Source organism: Pectinatus frisingensis, from assembly GCF_015732285.1.
Classification (GTDB): Bacteria; Bacillota; Negativicutes; order Selenomonadales; family Selenomonadaceae; genus Pectinatus; species Pectinatus frisingensis.
This window is the reverse complement of sequence record NZ_WIQU01000040.1, coordinates 25,970-49,477: the sequence shown is the minus strand read 5'-3', so window position 1 is coordinate 49,477 and position 23,508 is coordinate 25,970. Positions and strand designations below refer to the sequence as shown.

The following is a 23,508-nucleotide window of genomic DNA, read 5'->3' as shown; positions in this document are numbered from 1 at the left end:
AATAACCATTGCCGTTCATTATACGCAATGGTTATTTTTACCCGTGCATCACTGTCATATCAAACTTTTATACATTGACATGTCAGGACATTCTCTCAGCACTGATGCTGCCGGGCCGTAAATCAGCATTTAAGACGTCTTGCCATTCTCCAACTATCTGTCGTGGAATTACATAACGCACTTCACTAATTTGCGAACTTTTCTCTAATTCTTTTTTTACATAAACCTGCTTCCACTCGCCATTTTTATCTTTTTGATAACTTATATTGGTTCCATTCGTTATCACAGGAAAAACAATTTCAACTTTGTCAGCATCATAAAGTGGTATCAGCTCAACCGGTTTAATTTTAAATGAAATAAAATATTGGTCGTTATAACTAATTTTTTTAAGCATCAGTTTTTTTACCAGTCCCGCTTTAGTGTATTCGATACGCGGCGGCAGTTTAGAATCTAACAATAAGTCTATCGTCTTTGAATTAGACATTACATCTAATTCCTGATGGGCTCGAAAGTTGATCTTATTCCGATTATAAAAACGCGTTGATTTTACATAAATCGAAAAAATATTTTCTTTGGCAGCTTGCTTCTTACTATTTGAAACATCTACCGGCTTTTTTTCAGAAACTGATGCCGGTTGACTGTATGTAAATGCACTTTCTTTTGCTATTACTGTGCCGTTTTCTGTTTGGCGTATTTCTGCATTAACTGATTGTGGAAATATTATCAGGAAAGAAAACATCACAGCTAAAAATATTTTTTTCATTTTGGCTCCCTTTTTAATTTTGTTCTATTTTAATCACGTTGTATCCTTCATCACTGATAGCTGCCCGTAATGTTTCTTTGTCAGTGCTGCAGTCCACAACAACATATTTTTCAGCAAAGTTCATCTCTTTTATTTCATGCATTCCCTCTAAATCCCCCAGTGCCGCTTTCACCCGTGGAAGACAACGCTCATTGGTCATACCTTCAATATAAATTTTCAACATAACAGATCCCTCCTAAAATGAATTTTAATTCTGTTTAGGCCGCGTCATACAATTATTGCGCCCCATGATGATAACAGCTATGACCCACCCTGCTGCCAAAAAAGTAACAAAACCAAACAGTCCGTCATAATAAAAAAGGCCTGTTGCTGCTATGACAGCTAAAATATTATATAAAACAGCTATAGCTATATTTTGTTTCATCTGTTTTGACAACTGGCGGAAAAATTGAAACATTGCAGCGACTTGCCGAAGATCAGCAGCAGGAACAATGATATCGACAGGTTCATCTATACTAATACTGCCTCCAAGCATTATTCCAATATCGGCAGTTTTTAACAAGGCTGCATCACTTTCAGTATTGCCGACAGCCGCAATCGTAAGACCATGTACGTGCAGCAATGCTGTTTCTCTGGCTTTATCATTGGCAGTCAATCCTGCCCGGTATTGATTTATTGCCAATTCATCAGTGATTGCCCGCAGTGTATTTTTATCACTGCCACTAAAAACTACCACATTTATTGCCATCTTCCGTAAACTGCTGAGTGCCGTGCGGACTTTGTATCCTATTGGATCCGTCAGCATAATCAAACCATGGCAGTACCGGCCTAAGGCGATGTATATTACCGTGTTGCCGGCCTTAGCTGATTGAAAAGCTTTCATTCGCATTTGATCACTTATATCAATATTTTCTTTTTCCAGCCAGGCGACCGTACCTACACGAACTATTTCACCATTGATTAATGCTTCTACTCCACTTCCCGGAACTTCCTGCATTGAGGAAATTCTCCTTATATGTGCTCTATTCCGTACAGCAGCAGTAACTATCGCCTTCGCTATCAAATGATCACAATTTTTTTCGGCACTTGCTGCCAGAGAAAGCAGCATCTGAGGCATAACGCCTTCTGCTATTATATCTGCGACCACTGGTTTGCCCTTAGTAATTATTCCTGTTTTCCCCAATATGAGTGTATCAATATGCTTTACATATTTGGTACTGTCAGCATTCTTCACAAAAATCCCTGATTCACTGCATTTTTTTAATGCCGCAACAACTGCATTACGCCTCATCATCATGATTATCTGCGGATATCCGACCACCAATACAATTGCACCGGCCAATATAATCGTCATTACCGGCTTATGTAGATAAATACCAATTCCAGTACTGACTAATGCGGTAAAAAAAGTGAAGACTGTCATATATTTGGTAATTGTGTCAATAATTTTTTCCATAAATATTTCATCAGACTGCGCTTCCCGAACCGCTTTCAGTAATCGGTAATAAAGCGACGCACCGCTTGTGCAGGCGGCTCTGTACTGAAAAGTCCCTGATTTATTAAAAGTGTGAGCATAAACCTTATCGTCAGTGATCTTATGAACGGGTGATTTTATACCGGTAAACAGCCCCTCATCGACATCACCCTCACCCCAAAATACAATACCATCAGCCGGAATTCTTTGCCCCGGCTTAATACTTACGATATCATCCGGTTTTATTGCGGTTATCAAAAGTTGTTTTTCCCTATTATCTTCAAGATCCAATACAGAAACATACTCAACCTGATCAGGCTCAAAATCACTTTGCTTTATCAGCATTTTACCATTAAAATATCGTTCGATAGACTTTTCTGCTGTCAGTAATGTCAAAGCAGTCCCAATCAACTCAAAATACGCGCCGCCTATATCAGATGAATATCCCATCAGTACCAAAATAAAATTATATATTCCCAGTCCGGTAAAAAGTAGTGTTCCCAATGCTACAAGAAGTTCCGCCGAAATCTTCCCCTTGAAAACTCCGCTTGCAAAAGTATAATACTGATAGTTAATGAATACAATTGGCAAAAATAACAATAACCGCAATGATACAAGCGTGCTTGGAACGGCACCTGCAATAAATTCCGGCAAGGGCAGAATAAATATCGGTGCAAAAAAAATATAGAGGAGAAGTATATCAAATAATATTGATATACTTGTTACTATTGCTAAATGCTTAAAATCGTAAAATTGATACGTCATAGAAAATCCTCCATAACAATAAATCATTTATCATTTATTGCCATAGTCAAAATAAATTACTGGTAAATGCACTATTTCATTTAATAATTTTAATATATTGCAAAAACCGCCCCAATGCGCAATATAAGTCAGACTATAAATACAATATATTACTAAATTAATTTATTTTAGCTTAATTATGCGATTTCTTACCAATCTTGTCAAGAAGAAACACCCAAAGTATTGCCGTTTGCCTAAAAAGTTGCTACAATCTTATTATATTTATCAGGGAAATGAGTTGACAAATTGGTTACAATTACAGCTAACGGCAAAATCAATCTTACCTTGGATATTCTCGGCAAAAGGCCCGATGGTTATCATGAGGTTGAAATGATAATGCAGGCGATAAACCTTAGTGATATAGTCACGCTTGAAAAAATTGCTATTTGCGATATAATACTTGATTGTGCTATAGACGGAATTGAAAACAAAAAAGACAACCTTATATATAAGGCCGCAAAATTATTTTTGCAAACTTATAAAATAACTACCGGTGTAAAAATATCACTGCAAAAAAACATTCCTATAGCTGCCGGATTAGCAGGAGGCAGCGCTGATGCAGCAGCTACACTGCATGGTCTCAACCGTTTATTTATGCTCAATCGTCCTGATGAAGAATTATGTGAGCTTGGCACCCGGCTCGGCTCGGATATTCCCTTTTGTATCATGGGTGGCACAATGCTGGCTAAGGGACGCGGTGAAAAAATCATTCCGGTGCAATCCCTGCCGGAATGTGCACTCGTTATTCTCAAACCCCAAATGGGTATTTCTACTGCATGGGTTTATAACAATTATCATGCCGCTGCTGTAGTACATCATCCTAATACCCGGGCAATGCTGCATGAACTCACTAAAAAAAATCTCAACGGCATTTGTAAATTATTAGAAAACGTATTGGAATCGGTTACCATTAAAAGATATCCCCAGCTGGCCGTTTACAAGGAAAAGCTCTGTAGTTACGGTGCCAAAGCCGCTTTAATGTCTGGCAGCGGTCCCAGTATTTTTGCTATCTGTGAAAATTACCAATCAGCACAACAAATAGTATCGCAAATGCGTGCTGATTATTCCGATATAGATGTATACGCGGCAAAACCCGCAAATACCACCAGGTAAGGGGACGATGAATATGTTGAATGATAAAAAACTGATGCCAATAAAATTAGACAGTTACCAACCGCTGCGCGAAGTTGTCTTTGAGACACTCAGGAATGCCATACGATCCAGCATATTAAAACCGGGCCAGCGTCTGATGGAAATACATCTGGCAGAAAAACTGGGTGTAAGCCGCACGCCCGTACGTGAAGCTATCCGGAAACTGGAACTGGAAGGATATGTAATAATGATGCCGCGCCGCGGTACGTATGTCGCTAATTTGTCAATTCGTGATGTCAACGAAGTATTTGAAATACGCACTGCTTTGGACTCCCTTGCCAGTGGTTTGGCAGCGGAACGAATATCTGATGACGAACTGGAAGAATTACAGCGTCTGCTGGTTCAAATTGGCGAACATATTGAAGAAAATAATATGGATAAAATTGTCGAAACTGATACTAAATTTCATGATTTACTATACAAGGCAAGCCGCAATAATCGTTTAGTGGGAATTATTTCCAATCTGCGGGAACAACTCACACGCTTTCGCACCAAATCAATGTCATACCCCGGACGGTTACGAGAAACACTTGAAGAGCATCGTCGTATCGTTGACACTATCGCGCAGGGTAATGTGCTTGACGCTCAGAAAGCAGCTGAAAAACACATGGAAAAATCAGAACAGACACTTCTAAAAAGTATGAAGGACATCCAACAAAACGGAGAATACGATAAAAAGGAAAGTGAACATTAATTGAATACAAAAGGATTTTCTACCATAATATTAGCCGCTGGTAAGGGTACCCGCATGAAGTCTTCTCTGCCCAAAGTGCTGCATCATATTGGTGGTAAATCAATGTTGCAGCATGTTATTGACGCTGCCGAAGACGCCGGTGCCACCCAAAACATCGTGGTCGTCGGTTTCGGCCGCGATAAAGTTGAAACGGCTATCGGCAACACCGCCCGGATAGTTGTCCAACAAGAACAGCTGGGTACAGGACATGCCGTATTACAGGCGGAACCACTTATTACCAAGAATGATACTGTCATGGTATTATGCGGTGATACTCCGCTTCTGACCGCAAAAATACTTAAAGATTTTTATGAGTCACATATAAACACTGGCGCTCAGGCTTCAGTGTTGACTGCTGTCATGCCCGATCCCGCCGGCTATGGACGAATAATCAGAAATTTTAACGGCGAATTCAAAAAAATTGTTGAACATAAAGATGCCAGTATTTCAGAAAAAGCCATAACTGAAGTCAACACCGGCATTTATTGTTTTGATGCAGCGTCACTTTTCCCGGCTTTACACCAAGTTGGACATGATAATGCTCAGGGCGAATATTATTTGCCCGATGTATTGGAAATACTTCAGAAACAAAATGAAAAAATAAATGCCATAGCTGCCGATAATTATGAATCTACCCTGGGGATAAATTCCCGTGAACAGCTGGCACACGCGGAAAAAATACTTCATCACCGCAAAAATCATCAGCTAATGATCAGCGGTGTTACCATAATGGATCCTGATACGACTTATATCGACAGTACTGTAGTAATAGGACAAGATACTGTCATTTATCCATCAACATGGCTGCAGGGAAATTGTATAATCGGGGCCAATTGCGAAATAGGTCCATGCAGCCGTTTTTCCGATACAGTTATCAAGGACGGTGCAATAATTTCCTTTACCTATGCCCATGATTGTGAAATTGGGGCCAATGCCACAGTTGGTCCATACGTGCATTTACGTCCTCATACCAAAATAGCTGCTAATGTTCATATTGGAAATTTCGTTGAAGTAAAAAATTCTAATGTTGGTACCGGTACAAAATTACCTCATTTAAGTTATATTGGTGACAGCGACATCGGTTCAGGTGTCAATATGGGCTGCGGTTGTATAACCGTAAATTATGATGGAAAAAACAAACACCGCACGACTATAGAAGATAATGCTTTTATTGGTTGTAATTCCAATATGGTAGCACCGGTAAAAATTGGCAAGAATTCCTATGTAGGAGCCGGTTCAACGATAACCAAAGATGTCCCGGATGGTTCTCTTGCTGTCGGGCGGGCCAGACAGACCAATATCGAAAAATGGCATGATAAACGCAATTAATCTTTGATATGTCCTATCATTTTACTGGCAGTTTATGATAAAATCAGTTTATAAAGAACAATATCTTGTTCTTTTATAATAAAAATTTATTAATGCATATAAATTGCAGGAGGAAAATTGATGATTTTGAACACAGACAAATTATGTATTATTACCGGTAATGCCAATCCGCAGCTGGCACAAGAGGTAGTAGATTATATTGGTGTAGAATTATGCCATACGTTTGTGGGACACTTTAACAATGGGGAAACCCAGGTAATGATCAGCGAAAGTATTCGCGGCAAGGATGTATTTATTATCCAACCGACCAGTCAGCCGGTAAATGATAACCTGATGGAACTCTTAATAATGGTCGATGCTTGTAAACGTGCTTCAGCACGTAATATCACTGCAGTCGTTCCATATTATGCTTATGCCCGCCAAGACAGAAAGACACGCGGCCGCGAACCTATCTCTGCTAAATTAGTAGCTGACTTAATGACTACCGCCGGTGTGAACAGGATGGTCACAGTAGACTTGCACGCCGGACAGATACAAGGTTTTTTTGATATTCCTGTCGATCATTTGGCAGCTGCCCCGATTTTGGCAGAATATATCCGCACAAAAAATTTATCAGATATTGTCGTTGTCTCACCTGATTTAGGCGGTGTTACCCGGGCACGCAATCTCGCCGACAGGCTTAACTCTCCCATCGCTATTATCGAAAAAAGACGCCCTATGCCTGGTAAGGCTGAAGTCATGAGTCTAATCGGTGATGTAAAAGGTAAAAACGCTATAATAATTGATGACATTGTCGATACTGCCGGTTCATTATGTGAAGGAGCCAAGGCATTAAAAGAACGTGGTGTAGAACAAATTTTTGCCTGCTGCACGCATGGTATTCTGAGTGATCCCGCCGTTCAGCGTATCGATGATTCACCGATCGACCAATTGATTATTACCAACACTATTCCACTGCCTAAGGACAAACATTCCAGCAAAATAGTTTCTCTATCGATAGCACCGGCAATCGGCGAAGCTATTGCCCGTATCTACACTCAAACTTCTGTAAGCAAATTATTTGACATGGCTGACGCTGTTCAAACAAAAGTCTGATTCTCATTTATATGCATTTATCCTGCGGTCTTTCCCTCCCGGGGAAGACCTTTTTCATAAATCTACAATAATCTGCAATCCACAAATTACAGATTACAGGAGGTATAATATTTGGATTTCATTACCATTGTGCAAGCTGCTGTCTTAGGTATCGTTGAGGGGCTTACCGAATGGCTGCCGGTAAGCAGTACCGGCCATATGATTTTAGTCAATGAATTTATTAAAATGTCTGTCGACAAAAAATTTATGGATATGTTTTTGGTAGTCATTCAATTAGGTGCTATTTTATCAGTTGTAGCACTTAATTTTACAAAACTCAATCCATTTGCCGCCGGTAAAACCATTCTGGAAAAACGTCAAACAGTTTCCCTCTGGCTGAAAGTTATTTTTGCCTGCATACCTGCGGCCGTTATCGGATTATTAATCAATAACTATATGGAGCAGCATTTTATGAATGCCCATGTAGTAGCGTTTACATTGATTTTATATGGAATTTTATTTATCATCGTAGAAAATTATAATAAAAATCGCTATCCCCGCGTAACATCTTTAGAAAATCTGGACTATAAGACCGCCTTTATCATTGGTATTTTTCAGGTTTTAGCATTAGTACCCGGTACATCCCGCTCCGGGGCAACTATTCTCGGCGGCATTATTTTTGGGGCATCGCGTTATGTAGCAACAGAATTCACTTTTTTTCTCGCCATACCAGTCATGTTTGGTGCCAGTTTACTAAAAATCATCAAATTCGGTTTTAATTACTCCACACAGGAAATAATCATATTGCTCGTCGGCATGATTGTGGCTTTTATCGTTTCTATTATATCAATCAAATTTTTACTTCGATACATCAAGAATAATAATTTTAAAATATTCGGCTGGTATCGGATAGTACTTGGCATTCTTGTTTTTGCATATTTTGTGTCAATCGGTTAAAATATAATTGAGTAAGATAAAAGTTTTCATTGTATAATGAAAACTTTTATTTTTTTATTTGCCTGCTTTATAAAAATTACATATGACAAATAATACTGTTTCATCAATAGACACTATCAGATTTTTGGAGGAAAACATTAATGAAAATAATTACGGGTCTTGGAAACCCCGGTCAGGAATATAATAATACGAAACACAATGCAGGATTTATGTTCATTGATGCCTTGGCTAAGACTCTTAATGTTGACAGCTGGCAGGAAAAATTCAATGCTATTGTGGCGCAAACTATAATTGGTGGGAATAAAGTCTTATTGCTCAAACCAATGACATTCATGAATTTAAGCGGCAATGCCGTGGGTCCCGCATTAAAGTGGTATAAAATCGCACCGCAGGACCTTATCGTCGTACATGATGATATGGATCTGCCTGCCGGAATGATCAGAATACGCACCAAGGGTAGTTCTGGTGGTCATAATGGCATAAAATCCATTATTACCTGCATCGGCAGCAATGAATTTACCCATGTGCGAATTGGTATAGGACGGCCGCTGCCTAACTGGCGGGTAAACGACCATGTTTTATCAAAATTTTCTCCAGCTGATAAAACGGCCGTTGATACAGCTATTGAACAATTAATCCCGGCTGTCAAATGCATAATCACTCAGTCTGTAGATATCGCCATGAATAAATACAACCCCCGCAAGGATAAACATCATAAAAATGCTCCTGTAAAACCAGCAAACGAGGCCATTTACAATGGATAATGAAAAAATAACATTACTTTACGCCGATGAAAATGGAGAAATATTTGATGCCCCGGGTATAGCTGCCATGGGCAGAAGCGGTAGCAAAAATATATTGCTTAAAAAACATGACCTGATACCTTTACCGGAAAGTGCCGATCTTATGTATCTGCCAGACCGTATGCCGTTAGGACAATCAGGTGGCGAAACAATGCCCATATCCGGTCAGGCTGTAGCAGCATTACTTCCGGTTGGATATACCAGACTTTACCTGCCGGCCTTTCGTAAAGAACATGATGCCCAGCCACTGCCTCTCTATGGTTATACCGCTGTTGCTTTATATAAAAATAACATATATGCAGCGGCCGTATACACTGACAAAAATGATAAATGGGATCCTGTCCGTTATAACACTGCCGACCTTCCCGAGCTGATCAACAAAGTAAAACAATCTTTACCGCACAATCGTCTGGTAGATCACTTAGCAGACTGCTCCTTGCAATGGCACTGCTGCACGGCGCAAAATTTATTTTATCATCGCTGGGAAGCAGGTATTCCGGTATCACCGATATGCAATGCTGCCTGTCTGGGCTGCATATCATTGCAGGCAGCTGAATGCTGTCCATCACCACAAAGCAGAATAAAATTTTATCCTACACCCGACGAAATATCCCAAATTGGTATCTATCATCTGTCGACTGCCCCTGATGCCATCATAAGTTTCGGTCAAGGCTGCGAAGGTGAACCTTCATTGGCGGTCGATACGATTGTACCGGCAATGCATATCATCAGAAACAAAACATTTAACGGACAGATAAACATAAATTCCAATGCCGGATTCACCGATGGAATAGCCCGCTTGACCGATGCCGGTTTAAACAGTATGCGTGTCAGTATTATCAGTGCCGTACCAAGTAACTATCAGGCATATTACCGCTCTAATTACCATTTAAAAGATGTCATGGCTTCAATTAATTATGCCAGGAAAAAAGGAGTTTATGTATCATTAAATATGCTTTACTTTCCTGGTTTTAACGACAGTAAAAACGAGGCAGCCGCCTGGCGTGCTTTTTTGCGCCAGTGCCCTGTTGATATGATACAGGTACGCAATTTAAATATCGATCCTGACAGCTTCACCACTGCCATGCCCGATTTTGAACCGGCACTGGGCACAAAGATGTTTTTCGGCGGCTTAAAAGGTGAATTTTCTTCAATACAAATCGGCAGTTTCAGCCATTATAGAATTCAATAGTTTTCATTTCATACCTATATCTTTAATAAACAAATTATGATAAAATTACAATAGTTTTATAATAATAATTATTATGAGGATGATGGGTATGGCCAAAGCTAAAATATGCCATAATCTGAAAATAGATACTACATGGGGTCCACCCATCTACACCATAAAAAATGACCAAAGAGGAGCGATTATTAAGGTGGATGAACTAGATTGGCGTACATTTAAACAAAAACTCAAAACAAAAACAGGAATAGATCTTGATTTATATAAAGAAGCCCAAATGAAGCGTCGTATAAATAATCTTGTTACACGTAACGGCTTTCAAAGTTTTACGTCTTATTTTGAATATGTCGAAAAAGACAGGGATCTTTTCGCCGCATTCATTGAATATCTGACGATAAATGTATCGGAATTTTTCCGTACTCCAGAAAAGTTTTCTGAATTAGAAAACATTGTCATTCCCGAATTATTATCCCGAAATTCCAAGCTCAATATTTGGAGTGCAGGTTGCTCCATAGGTGCTGAACCATATTCCATTGCTATGATTTTAGATGAAAAAACCCCCGGGGTGCAACATCGCATTCTAGCTTCTGACCTTGATATCGATATCCTCGAAAAAGCTAAAACCGGTGTTTATACTGAAAATGAATTAAAATCTATCTCTTTAAACAGAAAACAAAAATATTTCACCAAAACAACTGCTGACAAATATACGATCGACCCTAAAATAAAAGCAAAAATAGAATTTAAACGACACAATCTTTTAAAAGATCCGTTTGAAACAAATTTTGATCTTATTCTCTGCCGTAATGTCGTTATCTATTTTACAGAAGAAGCCAAAAACACATTATACCGCCAATTTTTTAATTCACTGAAACCAGGTGGCATGCTATTTGTCGGCGGCACCGAAGCAGTTTTAAATTATCGCGAAATGGGTTATGAAAACTATCGCCCATTCTTTTATCGGCGTCCCAGCAACCGCTGAACCCAATTATTCCCACCAATTTTCTATCATATGATAACACTATTTTATTTTCAAGATTTTTGGTATCATTCAGCGGCATTGTGTCGTTACAAAAAGCAGAGTTGCCGCCCCATTATATGGCAGCTCTTTTTTAATTGGAGGACAAACATGAAATTTATTCATTTAGCAGATTTGCATATTGGCAAACGTCTAAACGGTTTTTCTCTGCTTGATGATCAAAAATATATTTTAACCCAAATTTTGAAAATGATTACTGACAATAACCCGGATGCTATATTCATTGCCGGTGATATTTATGATACACCGCTGCCGCCGGTTGAAGCAGTAAGAGTATTTGATAAATTTCTAACTGCCCTGGCAGCCTTAAACCTTAAGATTTTTATAATCAGCGGCAACCACGATTCAGCTGACAGATTAGCATTTGGAGCCAATCTGCTAGTTAAAAGCAACGTATACATTGCTGCTGCATTCACCGGTGATTCTTTCCCGCTGGAACTACACGATCAGTATGGTAAAATAAATATTTATATGCTTCCTTTTATTAAACCAATCCATGCCAAGAAAATTTGGCCAAATGAGGAAATACATACTTATGAAGATGCAGTCCGCATTGCTGTAAAAAAAATGGACATTGATCAAAGCTTGCGCAATATAATAATTGCCCATCAATTTGTCACCGGTGCAAAAACCAGTGATTCGGAGGAAATCTGCGTAGGCGGACTCGATAATATTTCCGCCGATCTTTTAACCCCGTTTGATTATGCCGCCATGGGGCATATCCACCGACCACAAAAGATAGGTTTTGACACTATACGCTATGCAGGAACACCTTTAAAATATTCTTTTTCTGAAGCTACCCACAAAAAAGTCCTTACAATCGTTGAACTCAAGGAAAAAGGTGATCTGCACATAAATTTAATACCGCTTACTCCTCTGCACGACATGCGGGAAATAAGCGGCAGCTATGCTGAACTGGTAAACAGAAACAATTATATCGGCACACCGGTAGACGATTATCTGTCAATAACACTCACTGATGAAACAGAAATTCCCGATGCCATCGGCAAGCTGCGGACAATTTATCCCAATATAATGAAAATAAATTATGATAATACACAAACACGAACTAACAATCCTATCATTAATAATGATATTACCCTCGCCAAATCTCCTGCTGACCTTTTGGAAAGTTTTTATTTACTGCAAAATAATCACCCACTCAGCAGCAAGCAGCAACACTTTGCCAATGACTTAATCAAACAAATCTGGGAGGCAAAATAATGCGTCCATTAAAGCTCACAATATCCGCATTTGGTCCATATGCAGAGGAAACAGAAATTGATTTTGCTAAATTGGGAGAAAAAGGTATTTATCTTATAAGTGGTGATACCGGTGCCGGAAAAACGACATTATTCGATGCACTCATTTATGCCTTATATGGTGAAGCCAGCGGACCAGTACGCGAATCAACAATGTTTCGCAGCAAATATGCCAATAGCCAGACACCAACATTTGTAAAATTATTATTTACATATAACCATCAGCAGTATTCATTATATCGTAATCCAGAATATGAGCGTCCCGCTAAACGCGGTGATAAGTTGGTTTCAGAAAAACCGAATGCCCATCTGGAAATGCCGGATGGCAGCATAATAACTGGATTGAAAGAAGTGACACAAGCCATTGAAAACTTGATTGGCCTGGATAAAACACAGTTCACCCAGATTGCCATGATTGCCCAGGGTGACTTTTTGCGCCTTTTGCTGGCTTCAACCAAAGAACGTAGTGATATATTTCGCAAAATTTTTAACACTGACTTATATCAGCTGCTACAGGAAAATATTAAAAAATCTGCTGAAACGACTGCCAAAGAACTTGAATATCTGGATATGAATATTGGTTATGCCAAAAACAACCTGCAATTGCCTCCAGGAACCATATTACCTGAAACTCCCGTAATAGATGAATTTCTCGTTGTTGTGCAGCCATATATGGAAAAAGATGCGGCTGCCCTCAAATATGTAAACCAGCAGCTGCATATTAATGAAAAACAAATTGCCCAGAACAATTCTCAGCTTGGCTACGCCGCTTCACTAATTAAAATTCAGGAAGAAATCAAATTATGCGAAAAAAACATTAAAAAAACTCTTCCTTTAGTCAAAAATTTACAAACGGTCTATGATAATGCCCAGCAAAAATATAAAACCGATTATGCCGGCAATATCAGCGAAATAGTCAATATAAAGAATAAACTCACTGCTTATGATGAATTGGACAAAATCATTTTGCAGGAAAATACCTGCCATACTGCAAAAAGCACGCTGCAACAAAAACTGACTGCACTTACCAGCCAATTGACCCGACTTACAACAAAAATAACTACACTTAAAGCTCAACAAGTACAGCTGGAGGATATACTTGTCAAACAAGAACGACAAAAAAAATTACTTGCCGACATAAACACCCAACAGAAAGAACTGCAGGAATTACAACTGAAAATGGTTGAATACAATCAATTGCTTACTGCCTATAAAAAAGCTCTCCACAATTATCAGCAAGAACAAATCAACCAACAGCAATTACATCAAAAGTATGACCGCCTGGAAAAACTTTATCTTGATGGACAGGCCGGTATTTTAGCTGCCTGTTTAAAAGAAGGACAACCTTGTCCTGTATGCGGTTCCAAACTACACCCGCAGCCGGCCGAACCAATGGATTGTGTTCCCTCCAAAGAACAAATCAATCTTTTGAAACAGGAAAAATTGAAAAAAGATTCCTGTGTTACCAAATTAAGCATGGAAGCCGGCAATTTAAAGGGACAATTTAATTCATTAGATAAAGAAATAATTAAAAAAGCTGTTTTATTACTCAATTGCAATGAAAAAAGTGAAATACGTTCTGCCGCACAATTACTGCAATGCCAATTGGATAAAGATCTTGAGTCAGTGCAAGCAGAAATGACTGCTACCAGTAAATCCATTTCCCTCAAAGAAAACCTAAATAAAACTATCCCCTCATTGGAAAAAGAATATGATAACCTTAGCCAGGAAGAACGGTCAAATCAACAACAGCTAGCTGTCGTTACGGAAAACATCAAAAATATCGCCAACAAAAAAGCTGAAAAATCCGCTCAGCTTACATATAAAGACAAAATAACAGCTCTGCACATACTACAGCAAAAGGAAAATTACAGCAAAAATCTGGAAAAAAATCTGCATGACAGCCAAACTGAACTTATCGACAAAAACACTTTTATTAATAATGAAAAAGCTAAACTAGCCGCATTGACCACTCAGCTAAAAAACACCACCGATATCGATATTGACCAACTACAAAAAGTGCAGGAAACCCTTACCGGACAAAAAAATCTTTTGATACAGCAGCAAAATAGACTTACTTTGCGATTTACCAATAACCAAAAAACTTTGAATAATATAAATGAAAAAAAATCTGCCTATGAAAGGTTATCAGAAAATTATCGCTGGCAGCGCGACTTGGCACAAACGGTCAACGGCACGCAGACAGGCAAAGAAAAAGTAACATTGGAGACATATATCCAAATGCATTACTTTGACCGAATAATTGCCCGCGCCAACACCCGCTTCATGATGATGAGCGCTGGTCAATACGAACTCAAGAGACGTTTATCCGCAAACAATATGCGTAGTCAAAGTGGCCTTGAGCTTGATGTTATCGATCATTATAACGGCACTGAACGAAGTATAAAAACCTTATCCGGTGGTGAATCTTTTAAGGCATCATTATCATTGGCTTTAGGATTATCAGATGAAATACAATCTGCAGCCGGCGGTATAAAACTCGATACAATGTTTGTCGACGAGGGATTTGGCTCATTGGATGAAGAATCATTGGAGCATGCCATAAATGTTTTGCATACCCTCACTGAAGGTAATAAATTAATCGGCATAATTTCACATGTAACAGAACTCAAGCAACGTATCGATAAACAAATTATAGTCACTAAAACACCACACGGTGGCAGCCATGTGGAAATAATTACTTAAAAATATAGTGGCCGGGAATTAATCAATAATTCCCGGCCACTATATTTTATAATATCAATTTTTTAATACGACAAATCCTTTTTTACGGGTTTCATTCATATCAATAATGCGCTGATTGCTGCTGCCCCGAAACTGCAATGTCAAATCACGCTTCGCTGCAACAAAAGGACCGTCTATCAATACATCAGTTACAGCGAGCAATCCACCTACATGCTTATTTTCCATTAACTGCAGCTGTTCTAAGGTATAACCCGTATAAGTAGTTATATCCAGTCCACAGGCATGAACTTTTTGACCCAATAAAGCAAGTGGCCCAGGCTGCATAAATGGTTCTCCGCCACTAAAAGTCACCCCTGACAGCAGCGGATTTTGCCGAATGAGTCCCAGCAATTCATCCACAGTCATTAATCTGCCGCCATTGCGGTCATGGGTCTGTGGATTATGACATCCCGGACAGTCATGCGGACATCCTTGTGTAAAAATAGTAAAACGATACCCTTCACCATCGACAACTGAATCATTGACAACCCCAGCTACTTTAATTAAGTCCATGTTTAACACGGTCATGTTCTTCAGCCCGCTTAGCATTATTAAAACGATCTGTAGTACCTACCAAATATCCGGTAATGCGGCGAATACGCTCAAAGCTTGCTGGCTGAAGCCTGTAGTCAATAGCCACGCTGCCATTTCCGGCATCGGAAAGATTTAAATACTGTAATCTTTTTGTTGTGCGTTTCTCTATCAGATTGATATAATTTATCACTTCATCCAGCGAAACATCTGCCAGTCCGTTCACGGACACTTCAATTCCCTTTACAAACATAAATCCACTCCCCTTAACTTTTATAAATTTCAATGACACTGCATGCGCGGCAAAACAACATGATGCATGTGTTCTTCTTCTGTACGTCCGCACTTAGGACAAACATTGTCAATAATCCCCGTATATCCACAAACCGGATCACGATCTACCGGATGGTTCACTGAACCATATCCAATGCCGCTGTCATGCATACAACGGATAATTGATTCAAAAGCTTTAAGATTTTTCAGCGGATCCCCGTCCATTTCTACATAACTTATATGTCCGCCATTTGTCAATGCATGATAGGGCGCTTCCAACTGGATCTTCTTATAAGCACTTATCGGATAATAAACCGGTACATGAAATGAATTGGTATAATAAGCACGATCTGTCACTCCCGGTATTTTTCCATAACGTTTGGCATCTATCTTAACAAATCGTCCACTGAGACCTTCTGCCGGTGTTGCTATCAAAGAAAAATTAAGCTTAGTGCGCAGAGATTCTTCGTCCATTCGTTTTCGCATATGCCCGACTATTGCCAGTCCAAATTTTTGTGCTCTTTCACTTTCGCCATGATGCTGACCAATAAGAGCTTTTAACGTTTCCGCCAGACCGATAAACCCCACTGTTAATGTACCATGTTTTAAAATCTCCCCAATCTTATCTTCAGCACAGATTCTATCCGAATCGAGCCAAATATGTTCCCCCATTAAAAATGGATAATTACGGCCATATTTAGCTGCCTGCACCTTGAATCTATGCAACAGCTGCCTGATAACCAAATCAATCATCCCATCAAGTTCGTGATAAAATTTATTTACATCACCTTGAGCTTCAATACCCAGGCGCGGTAAATTTATACTGGTGAAACTTAAATTACCGCGTCCGCAGGTAACTTCACGCGCCGGATCATAAATATTGCCCATGACTCTTGTACGGCAGCCCATGTAGGCTACCTCAGTATTATAATCTCCCTGTTTATAATATTTTTTATTAAACGGAGCATCAAGGAAACTAAAGTTAGGAAACAATCGTTTTGCTGATGTTTTTATTGCTAATTGAAAAAGATCATAATTAGGTTCACCCGGATTGTAATTCACACCCTCTTTGACCTTAAATATCTGTACCGGAAAAATTGGGGTCTCATTTTTCCCTAAACCATCTGCAGTGGCCAGTAAAAGATTTTTTATAGCCATCCGTCCTTCAGGTGAAACATCCGTACCATAATTAACTGAACTAAAAGGTACCTGTGCTCCGGCCCGGGAATTCATCGTATTCAAATTATGAATAAATGCTTCCATAGCCTGATAAGTTGCTGCGTCCGTTTCATGCAAGGCAGTCTGTTCCGCATAGGCGTGTGCCGCTTGAACGGCATGACCAGAAATATTTTGTCCCTCAATTATATTTTGCCGTACAGCAAAATATTCAGATATCGCCTTACCCAGTTCCGACGCATTATTCATACCTATCGTTGTCGTAATATTATCTGAAATTTCTAATACCAGAGCCCGTGCTGCTTTACCAGACAAATTTACTGTAATTGTAAAATATTGAGCAAGTGCCTTTAAATACTGCTTTTTAAAAGTTTTTTGTACTCCGGGTGCCATTGAATAATCAAAATTGGGAACAGACTGCCCTCCATGCATTTCATTTTGATTAGCCTGAATAGCTATACAAGCCAATGCCGCATAAGATCTTATGTCATTAGGTTCACGTAAGGCCCCGTGCCCTGTAGAAAAACCATCATGAAATAATTTCAGCAAATCAATCTGACAGCACGTTTCAGTCAGCATATAAAAATCTTTATCATGGATGTGAATGTCACCATCGATATGAGCTGCAGCTATATCCTTTGGAAGTATGTAATTGTCAATAAAATACTTTGAACCTTCCGATCCGTATTTCAGCATCGTCCCCATTGCTGTATCGGCATCAATATTGGCGTTTTCTCTTTTTAAATCAGCGTCTTTTGCCTGTTTAAAAGTCAATTCATCATATATGTCCATCAAATCAACTTTTGCTTCACGTATTTTTGTATGTTCCGCTCGATAAAGAATATAAGCTTTAGCCGTGCTGGCCATATTGTTTGCAATAAGCACACGTTCAACGGCATCTTGTATTTGTTCAACAGTGGGAACCGGAATATTTTCCATTTCTTTGATTACACCGTTTGTCAGTGTTGCCAGCATATCGGATGAAAAAGTATCATCAACTGATTCCAAATTAGCTTTTTTTATTGCATTGGCTATTTTCTGCGAATCAAAGGCAGCAATTTCTCCATTGCGTTTTTTTATGGATTGTCTGGATTGCAGGATCATTTTGTTTCGTCCACCCTCCTGAGATAAAACACATTTCTCAAATAATAATCAGATTTTACTATATATAGAAGTTTATGTCAATGCTACATACAACATATAGTAGGTATATAGTTAATAAGAAAACTGCGTATCTTAATCAGCATGCCAAATAAAATCGTAGTTTTAGTACTATAAATAAATTTTTATCTATACAAATATTTTTTTAACAGACAAAATACCGTTAAGGATCAATTCTCACTTAACGGTATTTATAATTATATATATATTATTGTTTATGAGTTCAAAATAGCCTGATATATGCGTAATATATTCTGCCCATAAATATCTCCCGGTACAGCCCAGCGGCCATTTAAATCCTGCCACGTTTTCAGGGTACCTGTTTGATAAATCGACCGCACCAATGAATAACGCGGATCAATTATTGGCTCTTTGGGAACATTTGTTGAAGCATATGCCAGTAAATGTTGAATATGAGCTCTGACGCCTAACTCGGAGGTAGGGAAATAAGCCCCCTTGACGATGGTACTTGTAGTGCCCAAGCCACAGTAATTATTTTGATCCGGTGTTACCGTGCCGCCATAACGAAAAAATCCAGTTTCAACCAAAGCTTGTGCAAATGCGACGTCTGGGCGCACACCCTCACGACTACCTTCCTGATAATAATAAGAGACCAGTTCCTGAGGTGAAACTGAAATCGACGGATTAGGATTTACCCGCAGCAAATAACGTACACATTGTTCAGGTGTGGCTGTAGCCGTCCCCATAATCGAATCCGGTGATGTATAAATTTGCGGCTTAATTTTTTCCGGTTTATTATAATCGGTCAGTATTTGCTGTATCTTATCGGAAAATATTTTATGTGATGCAGCATTGTTCACCCGCATAATAACATTCTTATCGTGCTCACGGGGAAGGCTTTTTGCCAAACAAGTATTTGATGCAGCAGTTACAAATAAAATCATACTTAATATCAATACATTTAACCAGTAAATTTTAACTCTAAACAATAGGACTCGCTCCTTAATCAATGATTCATCATAATAAACTGTATTATGAACAATACCATAAAAATATATAAAAGCGGATGAACCTGACGGAATTTACCACGGAATATTTTAATCAGTGGATAACTGATAAGCCCGGCACCGACACCATTGGTTATACTATAAGATAAAGGCATCCAGAACAAAACAAAAAATGCCGGCAATGATTCTTCCACATTATGCCAATCAATCTGGTTAAGACTGCCCATCATTAAAAAACCGACAACAATCAATGCCGGTGACGTCACTGCCGGTACAGCAGCCAACACTTGGGCTATCGGTGCCAAAAACAACATGAAGCAAAATAATACTGCCACTACCACTGAAGTAAATCCTGTACGACCACCGGCTGCTACCCCTGACCCGGATTCGACATATGCCGAGGTTGGCGAAGTTCCTAACAGTGATCCACAGGTACTGGCAACAGCATCTGCCATAAGTGCACTTCTGACATTGGGAAATTTGCCATTTTTCATAAGTCCGGCCTGACTGGCGACGCCAATCATCGTACCCGTAGTATCAAATAATGTAACCAGGAAAAAAGTAAATATTATAGCGAACAAATTAGGTGAAAACGCATCGGCCAAGTCCATCTGCATAAATGTATTTTCAAGTCCTGTCGGCATGCTAAAAACAGCTGACGGCAAAGGAATAAACCCCATGAGAAACGAAACTACCGCAGTTATCACCATTCCTAAAAATATTGCCGCCGGTACTTCGTTAACAAGTAAAACTATCGTTATAAAAAGCCCTAAAAGAGTCATATAAGCAACCGGTTCGGAAAAATTTCCCAATGTTATTATAGTTGCCGGTGACGGCGCTACCAGATGGGCATTCTGCATCCCGATAAAAGCAATAAATAATCCAATACCTGCACTTATCCCTGCTTTTAATGAAGTGGGGATAGCATCTATTAATGCTTCCCGAAAACTAGTAAGCGACAGCAGCAGGAAAACTACTGATGCTATAAAAACACTGCCCAATGCCGACTGCCATGGGATACCCATTCCAAGAACGATAACGAAAGCAAAATACGCGTTCATACCCAGCCCCGGTGCTATGGCAATAGGATAGTTCGCCACCAATCCCATTATCAGCGTACCAATCACAGCAGCCAGGATAGTAGCTATAAACACTCCGTTAAAATCCATGCCGGCTTTATTCAAAACACTAGGATTTACAATAACTATGTAAGACATCGTTACAAAAGTAGTAATACCGGCAATGATTTCCGTGCCCAATGTAGTATTACGTTCACTGAATTTGAATTTTTCATTCAAAGACATTAAAGATCTACCCCCTAAAATGATAATATACATTAACTATATTGACTTTATAATTGTACTAAAATGAAACTAATTAAGCAAGGCAGCTGTACGGATAGTTTTCTCCAATACTTAATTTTATTTATTTTTATCATCATTATATATTAACTTATTAAGTTTTATAGCAGTATATAAAATAATTTATTGTCATTGCGCAAAATATGTTTATATTTATTGTGGTTTTGCATTTAATCTCATCCGCCGGTTTTCAAAAAATAATAATATGCTATAATAACAGCAGGTCAATTATTAGGAGGTATGTAAAAAAGGTGTATAAAATAATTAGCTTTTGGATGGCATTTCTCTTTATATTGGGAAACAGCCTGACGACAGCAGCGGCACAGCCAATACCGGATGATATTTACCAATGGGTTCAGGCTTCACCGCGCATCGGGTACTATTTCAACAAAGCAGAAATGAAGTATGCCGTCGGCAATGACGGTTTAGCTGATACCAATATTCTGGAAGTTCCAATTTTAGAACAATACGACTGGATAGAAATGCAGGATGTCGTAGAAAAACGACGCTGGAATGATGAGGACCTCAGCGGATTCGATAATTTGTGGGGCTATGCGGGTATATTACATATCGACACCAAGGCTCGTATAGTAACTTATGTCTCTGACGAATACCTTAACATCTGGTGGAGCCCTATATCAACATTCAATTCCAACCGGGTTGACAGTATTGATAAAATGTCCGCCAAAAATTTGGATCGAACTTTTTATGAATCAATAATTGCGTATGCCAATGATCATAGGCAGGAATTGTTGAGCAGACAACGTGATCAGATTAGTCCCGCAGAATTAAAAGCCGCTGGTTTATGGAACAATTCCCAGTCAAAAGAACAATCAACTATTTCCACTGTGAAAACATCCCATACCGAACAGCAAAAGGTTCAAAAAATCATTAAAAGTTACGAAAAAACAAATACGCAAAATAAATCCTTGATATAATTTATAGTCTTTAGAAACTCTAAGACCCATAGGATAAAACCAATAACAACAAAGCGTTAAGGGTTTTATCCTATGGGTCTTATTTTTAGATTTGAATGACATAATTAGTGTATAAGCACCATATAAGCACCATATAAGCACCAGCTAAATATAGCTATCATCTATCACTCTAGCAGCTTCAGTGTCCATTTCTGGAATCCAGTGAGCATAAAGATTTAAAGTAGTTTGGATGTCACTATGTCCTAATCTCTTGCTTACTTCTTTGACCCCAATTTTATTTAATAAGAGTTCCGTAGCATGATAGTGTCTAAAGGAGTGCATTGTGAACCTTTCAGGAACCTTAGCATCCTCAAAGTACCTATGAAGATATGTGGCAGCAACTTGATATTTAGCATGTTTTCCTCTGATATTAAAAAGAAACTCAGTGTCACCAGAGAGAACTTTAAGCACCTTTGGGTTGACATAAATCTTTCGTTGAGAACTTTCAGTCTTTAAAGGTTGGTCAGCACCATCTAAAGTAGTTTGTGCTTAATAAATATGGTATTTGTATTCATGTCTATATCTGAATGTCTTAGGTTTAACATTTCACCTAACCTCATCCCTGTGGCAGTAGCTAATAGAAATAAGGGATATATTTGTAATGTGTAATCTTTTGTCTCCTTATCAAACTTCTTGGCATCTTGTAGTATACCTTTAAGTTCCTCTTTAGTAGGAATCACTAGGTCAACCTTTTGCTTCCTTTTAGAGAACGTCATAGTCCTTTTCATAGGTGATGTTGCTATATACTGTTTGTCTACAGCATAATTGAAAAAGACACCTAAGACCCTTTTGTAACCTATGAGTGTGCCTACAGATGGTCTACGGTTACTTTTAGTTCCCTTAACGCTCATAAGAGCTTCATCTATAATATCTGAGGTAATCTTGTCTATCCTATAAGAATCAAAAAGGTAAAAGAAGGATTTATAAGTGGTAGTATAACTGATATAACTATTTGTTGACACCATACCTTCTTTGGATTCTAGCCACTGTTTAGCTACATCCTTAAAGAGCTTTGGGGTACTAGAGTGTTGAATGTCTTGTCCTAAAGATACTCTGAGTTTTGCTACTTTAGACATCAATATTGGTTTGGAGCTTGCTGTGATACTTTTACGCTTTTGCTTACCATCAAGACCTACTCCGATACTTATAGTCATCTTATAGTTCCCATTAGGCATAACTTGGATTGAGCCTTCACCTTTAGGTCTCCTGTGTCCACCTTTTGTCTTTGCCATAGATAATCACTCCTAAACTTAAAATTTTGAAAATAAATTTACGTCCATATATATGCCAGACGGCTGCACCGAATCCCCCATTGCCCACTTTCCGTTGACTTATAGAACACTTATATATACTACTAGATACCTAAAGTCCTGCTTAAACTATACTTAAGTGTCTTAAAGCTAGTATATGCTATTAAAATAGCTATAAGATAAGACATATATATATATTATCATGAATAATATTACAATACTTATAGTTACTATGTCAATATGCTTTTAGGTGCTTAAAGAGTGCTATAGGTTCTTCATGAAATTATTTTATGCTATTAAAATAGCTAAGTATGCTCTGTGTTGCTTAAAGTACCTGTAGTTTTATAAAGGTCAAAAGGTCAAAGTATACTAATTGTATGTAGTGTGTCAACAATTATAATTTAGTGTGCTAGTGTGTCAAAATAGACCTATCTGTTTTAATCTTTAGAACCACAATATCTTGTAGGCAACTTTAAGTAATACATACTAT

At 38.6% G+C, this 23,508-nt stretch carries 21 protein-coding genes; 11 read left to right on the top strand and 10 right to left on the bottom strand.

All coding sequences use genetic code 11. The features are described from left to right. Positions 1–82 precede the first annotated feature (82 nt). The 3 genes from I6751_RS07050 to I6751_RS07040 are packed head-to-tail and all read right to left on the bottom strand — an operon-like array spanning position 83 to position 3,002. Positions 83–763, bottom strand: a complete 681-nt coding sequence (locus tag I6751_RS07050) for a hypothetical protein (protein ID WP_196590797.1) — start codon at positions 761–763, stop codon at positions 83–85. Between the two features lie 13 nt (positions 764–776). Next, positions 777–986, bottom strand: a complete 210-nt coding sequence (locus I6751_RS07045) for a heavy-metal-associated domain-containing protein (protein ID WP_182187121.1) — start codon at positions 984–986, stop codon at positions 777–779. 24 nt (positions 987–1,010) lie between these two features. Beyond that, a complete protein-coding gene (locus tag I6751_RS07040) occupies positions 1,011–3,002 on the bottom strand; it encodes a heavy metal translocating P-type ATPase (protein ID WP_196590798.1) in 1,992 nt (663 codons plus the stop codon). 285 nt (positions 3,003–3,287) lie between these two features. Between I6751_RS07040 and ispE the strand changes: the two genes are divergently transcribed. The 10 genes from ispE to I6751_RS06990 all read left to right on the top strand — a co-directional run bounded on the left by ispE (position 3,288) and on the right by I6751_RS06990 (position 15,282). Continuing rightward, a complete protein-coding gene (gene ispE, locus I6751_RS07035) occupies positions 3,288–4,154 on the top strand; it encodes a 4-(cytidine 5'-diphospho)-2-C-methyl-D-erythritol kinase (RefSeq protein ID WP_182187125.1) in 867 nt (288 codons plus the stop codon). Positions 4,155–4,167: 13 nt separating this feature from the next. Continuing rightward, positions 4,168–4,887, top strand: a complete 720-nt coding sequence (locus I6751_RS07030; RefSeq protein ID WP_182187127.1) for a GntR family transcriptional regulator — start codon at positions 4,168–4,170, stop codon at positions 4,885–4,887. Further along, positions 4,888–6,255: a bifunctional UDP-N-acetylglucosamine diphosphorylase/glucosamine-1-phosphate N-acetyltransferase GlmU gene (gene glmU, locus I6751_RS07025; protein ID WP_196590799.1), complete on the top strand. Its 1,368-nt coding sequence runs from the start codon at positions 4,888–4,890 to the stop codon at positions 6,253–6,255. It abuts the gene before it with no gap. A 120-nt stretch (positions 6,256–6,375) separates the two neighbouring features. Continuing rightward, a complete protein-coding gene (locus tag I6751_RS07020) occupies positions 6,376–7,350 on the top strand; it encodes a ribose-phosphate diphosphokinase (RefSeq protein WP_182187131.1) in 975 nt (324 codons plus the stop codon). A 111-nt stretch (positions 7,351–7,461) separates the two neighbouring features. Then, the gene (locus I6751_RS07015; protein WP_229711357.1) at positions 7,462–8,286 is read left to right on the top strand and encodes an undecaprenyl-diphosphate phosphatase; all 825 of its coding nucleotides are present in this window, start codon (positions 7,462–7,464) and stop codon (positions 8,284–8,286) included. Between the two features lie 140 nt (positions 8,287–8,426). Further along, complete coding sequence (gene pth, locus I6751_RS07010) at positions 8,427–9,050, top strand: aminoacyl-tRNA hydrolase (RefSeq protein WP_196590800.1); 624 nt, start codon at positions 8,427–8,429, stop codon at positions 9,048–9,050. Then, positions 9,043–10,281: a radical SAM protein gene (locus I6751_RS07005; RefSeq protein ID WP_196590801.1), complete on the top strand. Its 1,239-nt coding sequence runs from the start codon at positions 9,043–9,045 to the stop codon at positions 10,279–10,281. The genes pth and I6751_RS07005 overlap by 8 nt, the downstream gene beginning before the upstream one ends. 88 nt (positions 10,282–10,369) lie before the next feature. Continuing rightward, on the top strand, positions 10,370–11,257 hold the full coding sequence (locus I6751_RS07000; protein WP_182187136.1) for a CheR family methyltransferase: 888 nt from the start codon (positions 10,370–10,372) through the stop codon (positions 11,255–11,257). A gap of 147 nt (positions 11,258–11,404) precedes the next feature. Next, positions 11,405–12,538 carry an exonuclease SbcCD subunit D gene (locus I6751_RS06995; protein WP_196590802.1) on the top strand — a complete coding sequence of 378 codons (1,134 nt, stop codon included), beginning with the start codon at positions 11,405–11,407 and terminating at the stop codon, positions 12,536–12,538. Next, positions 12,538–15,282, top strand: a complete 2,745-nt coding sequence (locus I6751_RS06990) for an AAA family ATPase (protein ID WP_196590803.1) — start codon at positions 12,538–12,540, stop codon at positions 15,280–15,282. Before I6751_RS06995 ends, I6751_RS06990 begins: the two co-directional genes overlap by 1 nt. Positions 15,283–15,336: 54 nt before the next feature. Here the strand turns inward: I6751_RS06990 and nrdG are convergent, their stop codons facing one another. From nrdG to I6751_RS06965, 5 genes are all read right to left on the bottom strand, one after another. After that, positions 15,337–15,834 (bottom strand): anaerobic ribonucleoside-triphosphate reductase activating protein, encoded by a 498-nt coding sequence (gene nrdG, locus I6751_RS06985; protein WP_196590804.1) that lies wholly within the window; start codon positions 15,832–15,834, stop codon positions 15,337–15,339. Further along, positions 15,821–16,105, bottom strand: coding sequence for an anaerobic ribonucleoside-triphosphate reductase (gene nrdD / locus I6751_RS06980; RefSeq protein ID WP_182187142.1), 285 nt, complete (start codon positions 16,103–16,105; stop codon positions 15,821–15,823). The genes nrdG and nrdD overlap by 14 nt, the downstream gene beginning before the upstream one ends. Positions 16,106–16,134: 29 nt before the next feature. After that, positions 16,135–18,405, bottom strand: a complete 2,271-nt coding sequence (locus I6751_RS06975; RefSeq protein WP_196590805.1) for an anaerobic ribonucleoside triphosphate reductase — start codon at positions 18,403–18,405, stop codon at positions 16,135–16,137. Positions 18,406–18,677: 272 nt separating this feature from the next. Next, on the bottom strand, positions 18,678–19,412 hold the full coding sequence (locus I6751_RS06970; protein ID WP_229711359.1) for a glucosaminidase domain-containing protein: 735 nt from the start codon (positions 19,410–19,412) through the stop codon (positions 18,678–18,680). Between the two features lie 17 nt (positions 19,413–19,429). Further along, positions 19,430–20,734 carry an NCS2 family permease gene (locus I6751_RS06965; protein ID WP_182187146.1) on the bottom strand — a complete coding sequence of 435 codons (1,305 nt, stop codon included), beginning with the start codon at positions 20,732–20,734 and terminating at the stop codon, positions 19,430–19,432. A 308-nt stretch (positions 20,735–21,042) separates the two neighbouring features. On the opposite strand from I6751_RS06965, the gene I6751_RS06960 reads away from it, so the two are divergent. After that, a complete protein-coding gene (locus tag I6751_RS06960) occupies positions 21,043–21,729 on the top strand; it encodes a hypothetical protein (RefSeq protein ID WP_196599061.1) in 687 nt (228 codons plus the stop codon). Positions 21,730–21,873: 144 nt separating this feature from the next. On the opposite strand, the gene I6751_RS14095 is transcribed toward I6751_RS06960, so the two are convergent. Both I6751_RS14095 and I6751_RS14005 read right to left on the bottom strand, forming a co-directional pair. Further along, positions 21,874–22,179 carry a tyrosine-type recombinase/integrase gene (locus tag I6751_RS14095; RefSeq protein WP_196599060.1) on the bottom strand — a complete coding sequence of 102 codons (306 nt, stop codon included), beginning with the start codon at positions 22,177–22,179 and terminating at the stop codon, positions 21,874–21,876. A gap of 62 nt (positions 22,180–22,241) precedes the next feature. Continuing rightward, on the bottom strand, positions 22,242–23,000 hold the full coding sequence (locus tag I6751_RS14005) for a tyrosine-type recombinase/integrase (protein WP_196599059.1): 759 nt from the start codon (positions 22,998–23,000) through the stop codon (positions 22,242–22,244). Between the last annotated feature and the right edge of the window lie 508 nt (positions 23,001–23,508).

Coding starts and splice junctions, on each gene's coding strand:
- I6751_RS07050 (WP_196590797.1), bottom strand. CDS start 763: ATGAAAAAAATATTTTTAGCTGTGATGTTTTCTTTCCTGATAATATTT.
- I6751_RS07045 (WP_182187121.1), bottom strand. CDS start 986: ATGTTGAAAATTTATATTGAAGGTATGACCAATGAGCGTTGTCTTCCA.
- I6751_RS07040 (WP_196590798.1), bottom strand. CDS start 3,002: ATGACGTATCAATTTTACGATTTTAAGCATTTAGCAATAGTAACAAGT.
- I6751_RS07030 (WP_182187127.1), top strand. CDS start 4,168: ATGTTGAATGATAAAAAACTGATGCCAATAAAATTAGACAGTTACCAA.
- I6751_RS07020 (WP_182187131.1), top strand. CDS start 6,376: ATGATTTTGAACACAGACAAATTATGTATTATTACCGGTAATGCCAAT.
- pth (WP_196590800.1), top strand. CDS start 8,427: ATGAAAATAATTACGGGTCTTGGAAACCCCGGTCAGGAATATAATAAT.
- I6751_RS07005 (WP_196590801.1), top strand. CDS start 9,043: ATGGATAATGAAAAAATAACATTACTTTACGCCGATGAAAATGGAGAA.
- I6751_RS07000 (WP_182187136.1), top strand. CDS start 10,370: ATGGCCAAAGCTAAAATATGCCATAATCTGAAAATAGATACTACATGG.
- I6751_RS06995 (WP_196590802.1), top strand. CDS start 11,405: ATGAAATTTATTCATTTAGCAGATTTGCATATTGGCAAACGTCTAAAC.
- I6751_RS06990 (WP_196590803.1), top strand. CDS start 12,538: ATGCGTCCATTAAAGCTCACAATATCCGCATTTGGTCCATATGCAGAG.
- nrdG (WP_196590804.1), bottom strand. CDS start 15,834: ATGGACTTAATTAAAGTAGCTGGGGTTGTCAATGATTCAGTTGTCGAT.
- nrdD (WP_182187142.1), bottom strand. CDS start 16,105: ATGTTTGTAAAGGGAATTGAAGTGTCCGTGAACGGACTGGCAGATGTT.
- I6751_RS06975 (WP_196590805.1), bottom strand. CDS start 18,405: ATGATCCTGCAATCCAGACAATCCATAAAAAAACGCAATGGAGAAATT.
- I6751_RS06965 (WP_182187146.1), bottom strand. CDS start 20,734: ATGTCTTTGAATGAAAAATTCAAATTCAGTGAACGTAATACTACATTG.
- I6751_RS14005 (WP_196599059.1), bottom strand. CDS start 23,000: ATGGCAAAGACAAAAGGTGGACACAGGAGACCTAAAGGTGAAGGCTCA.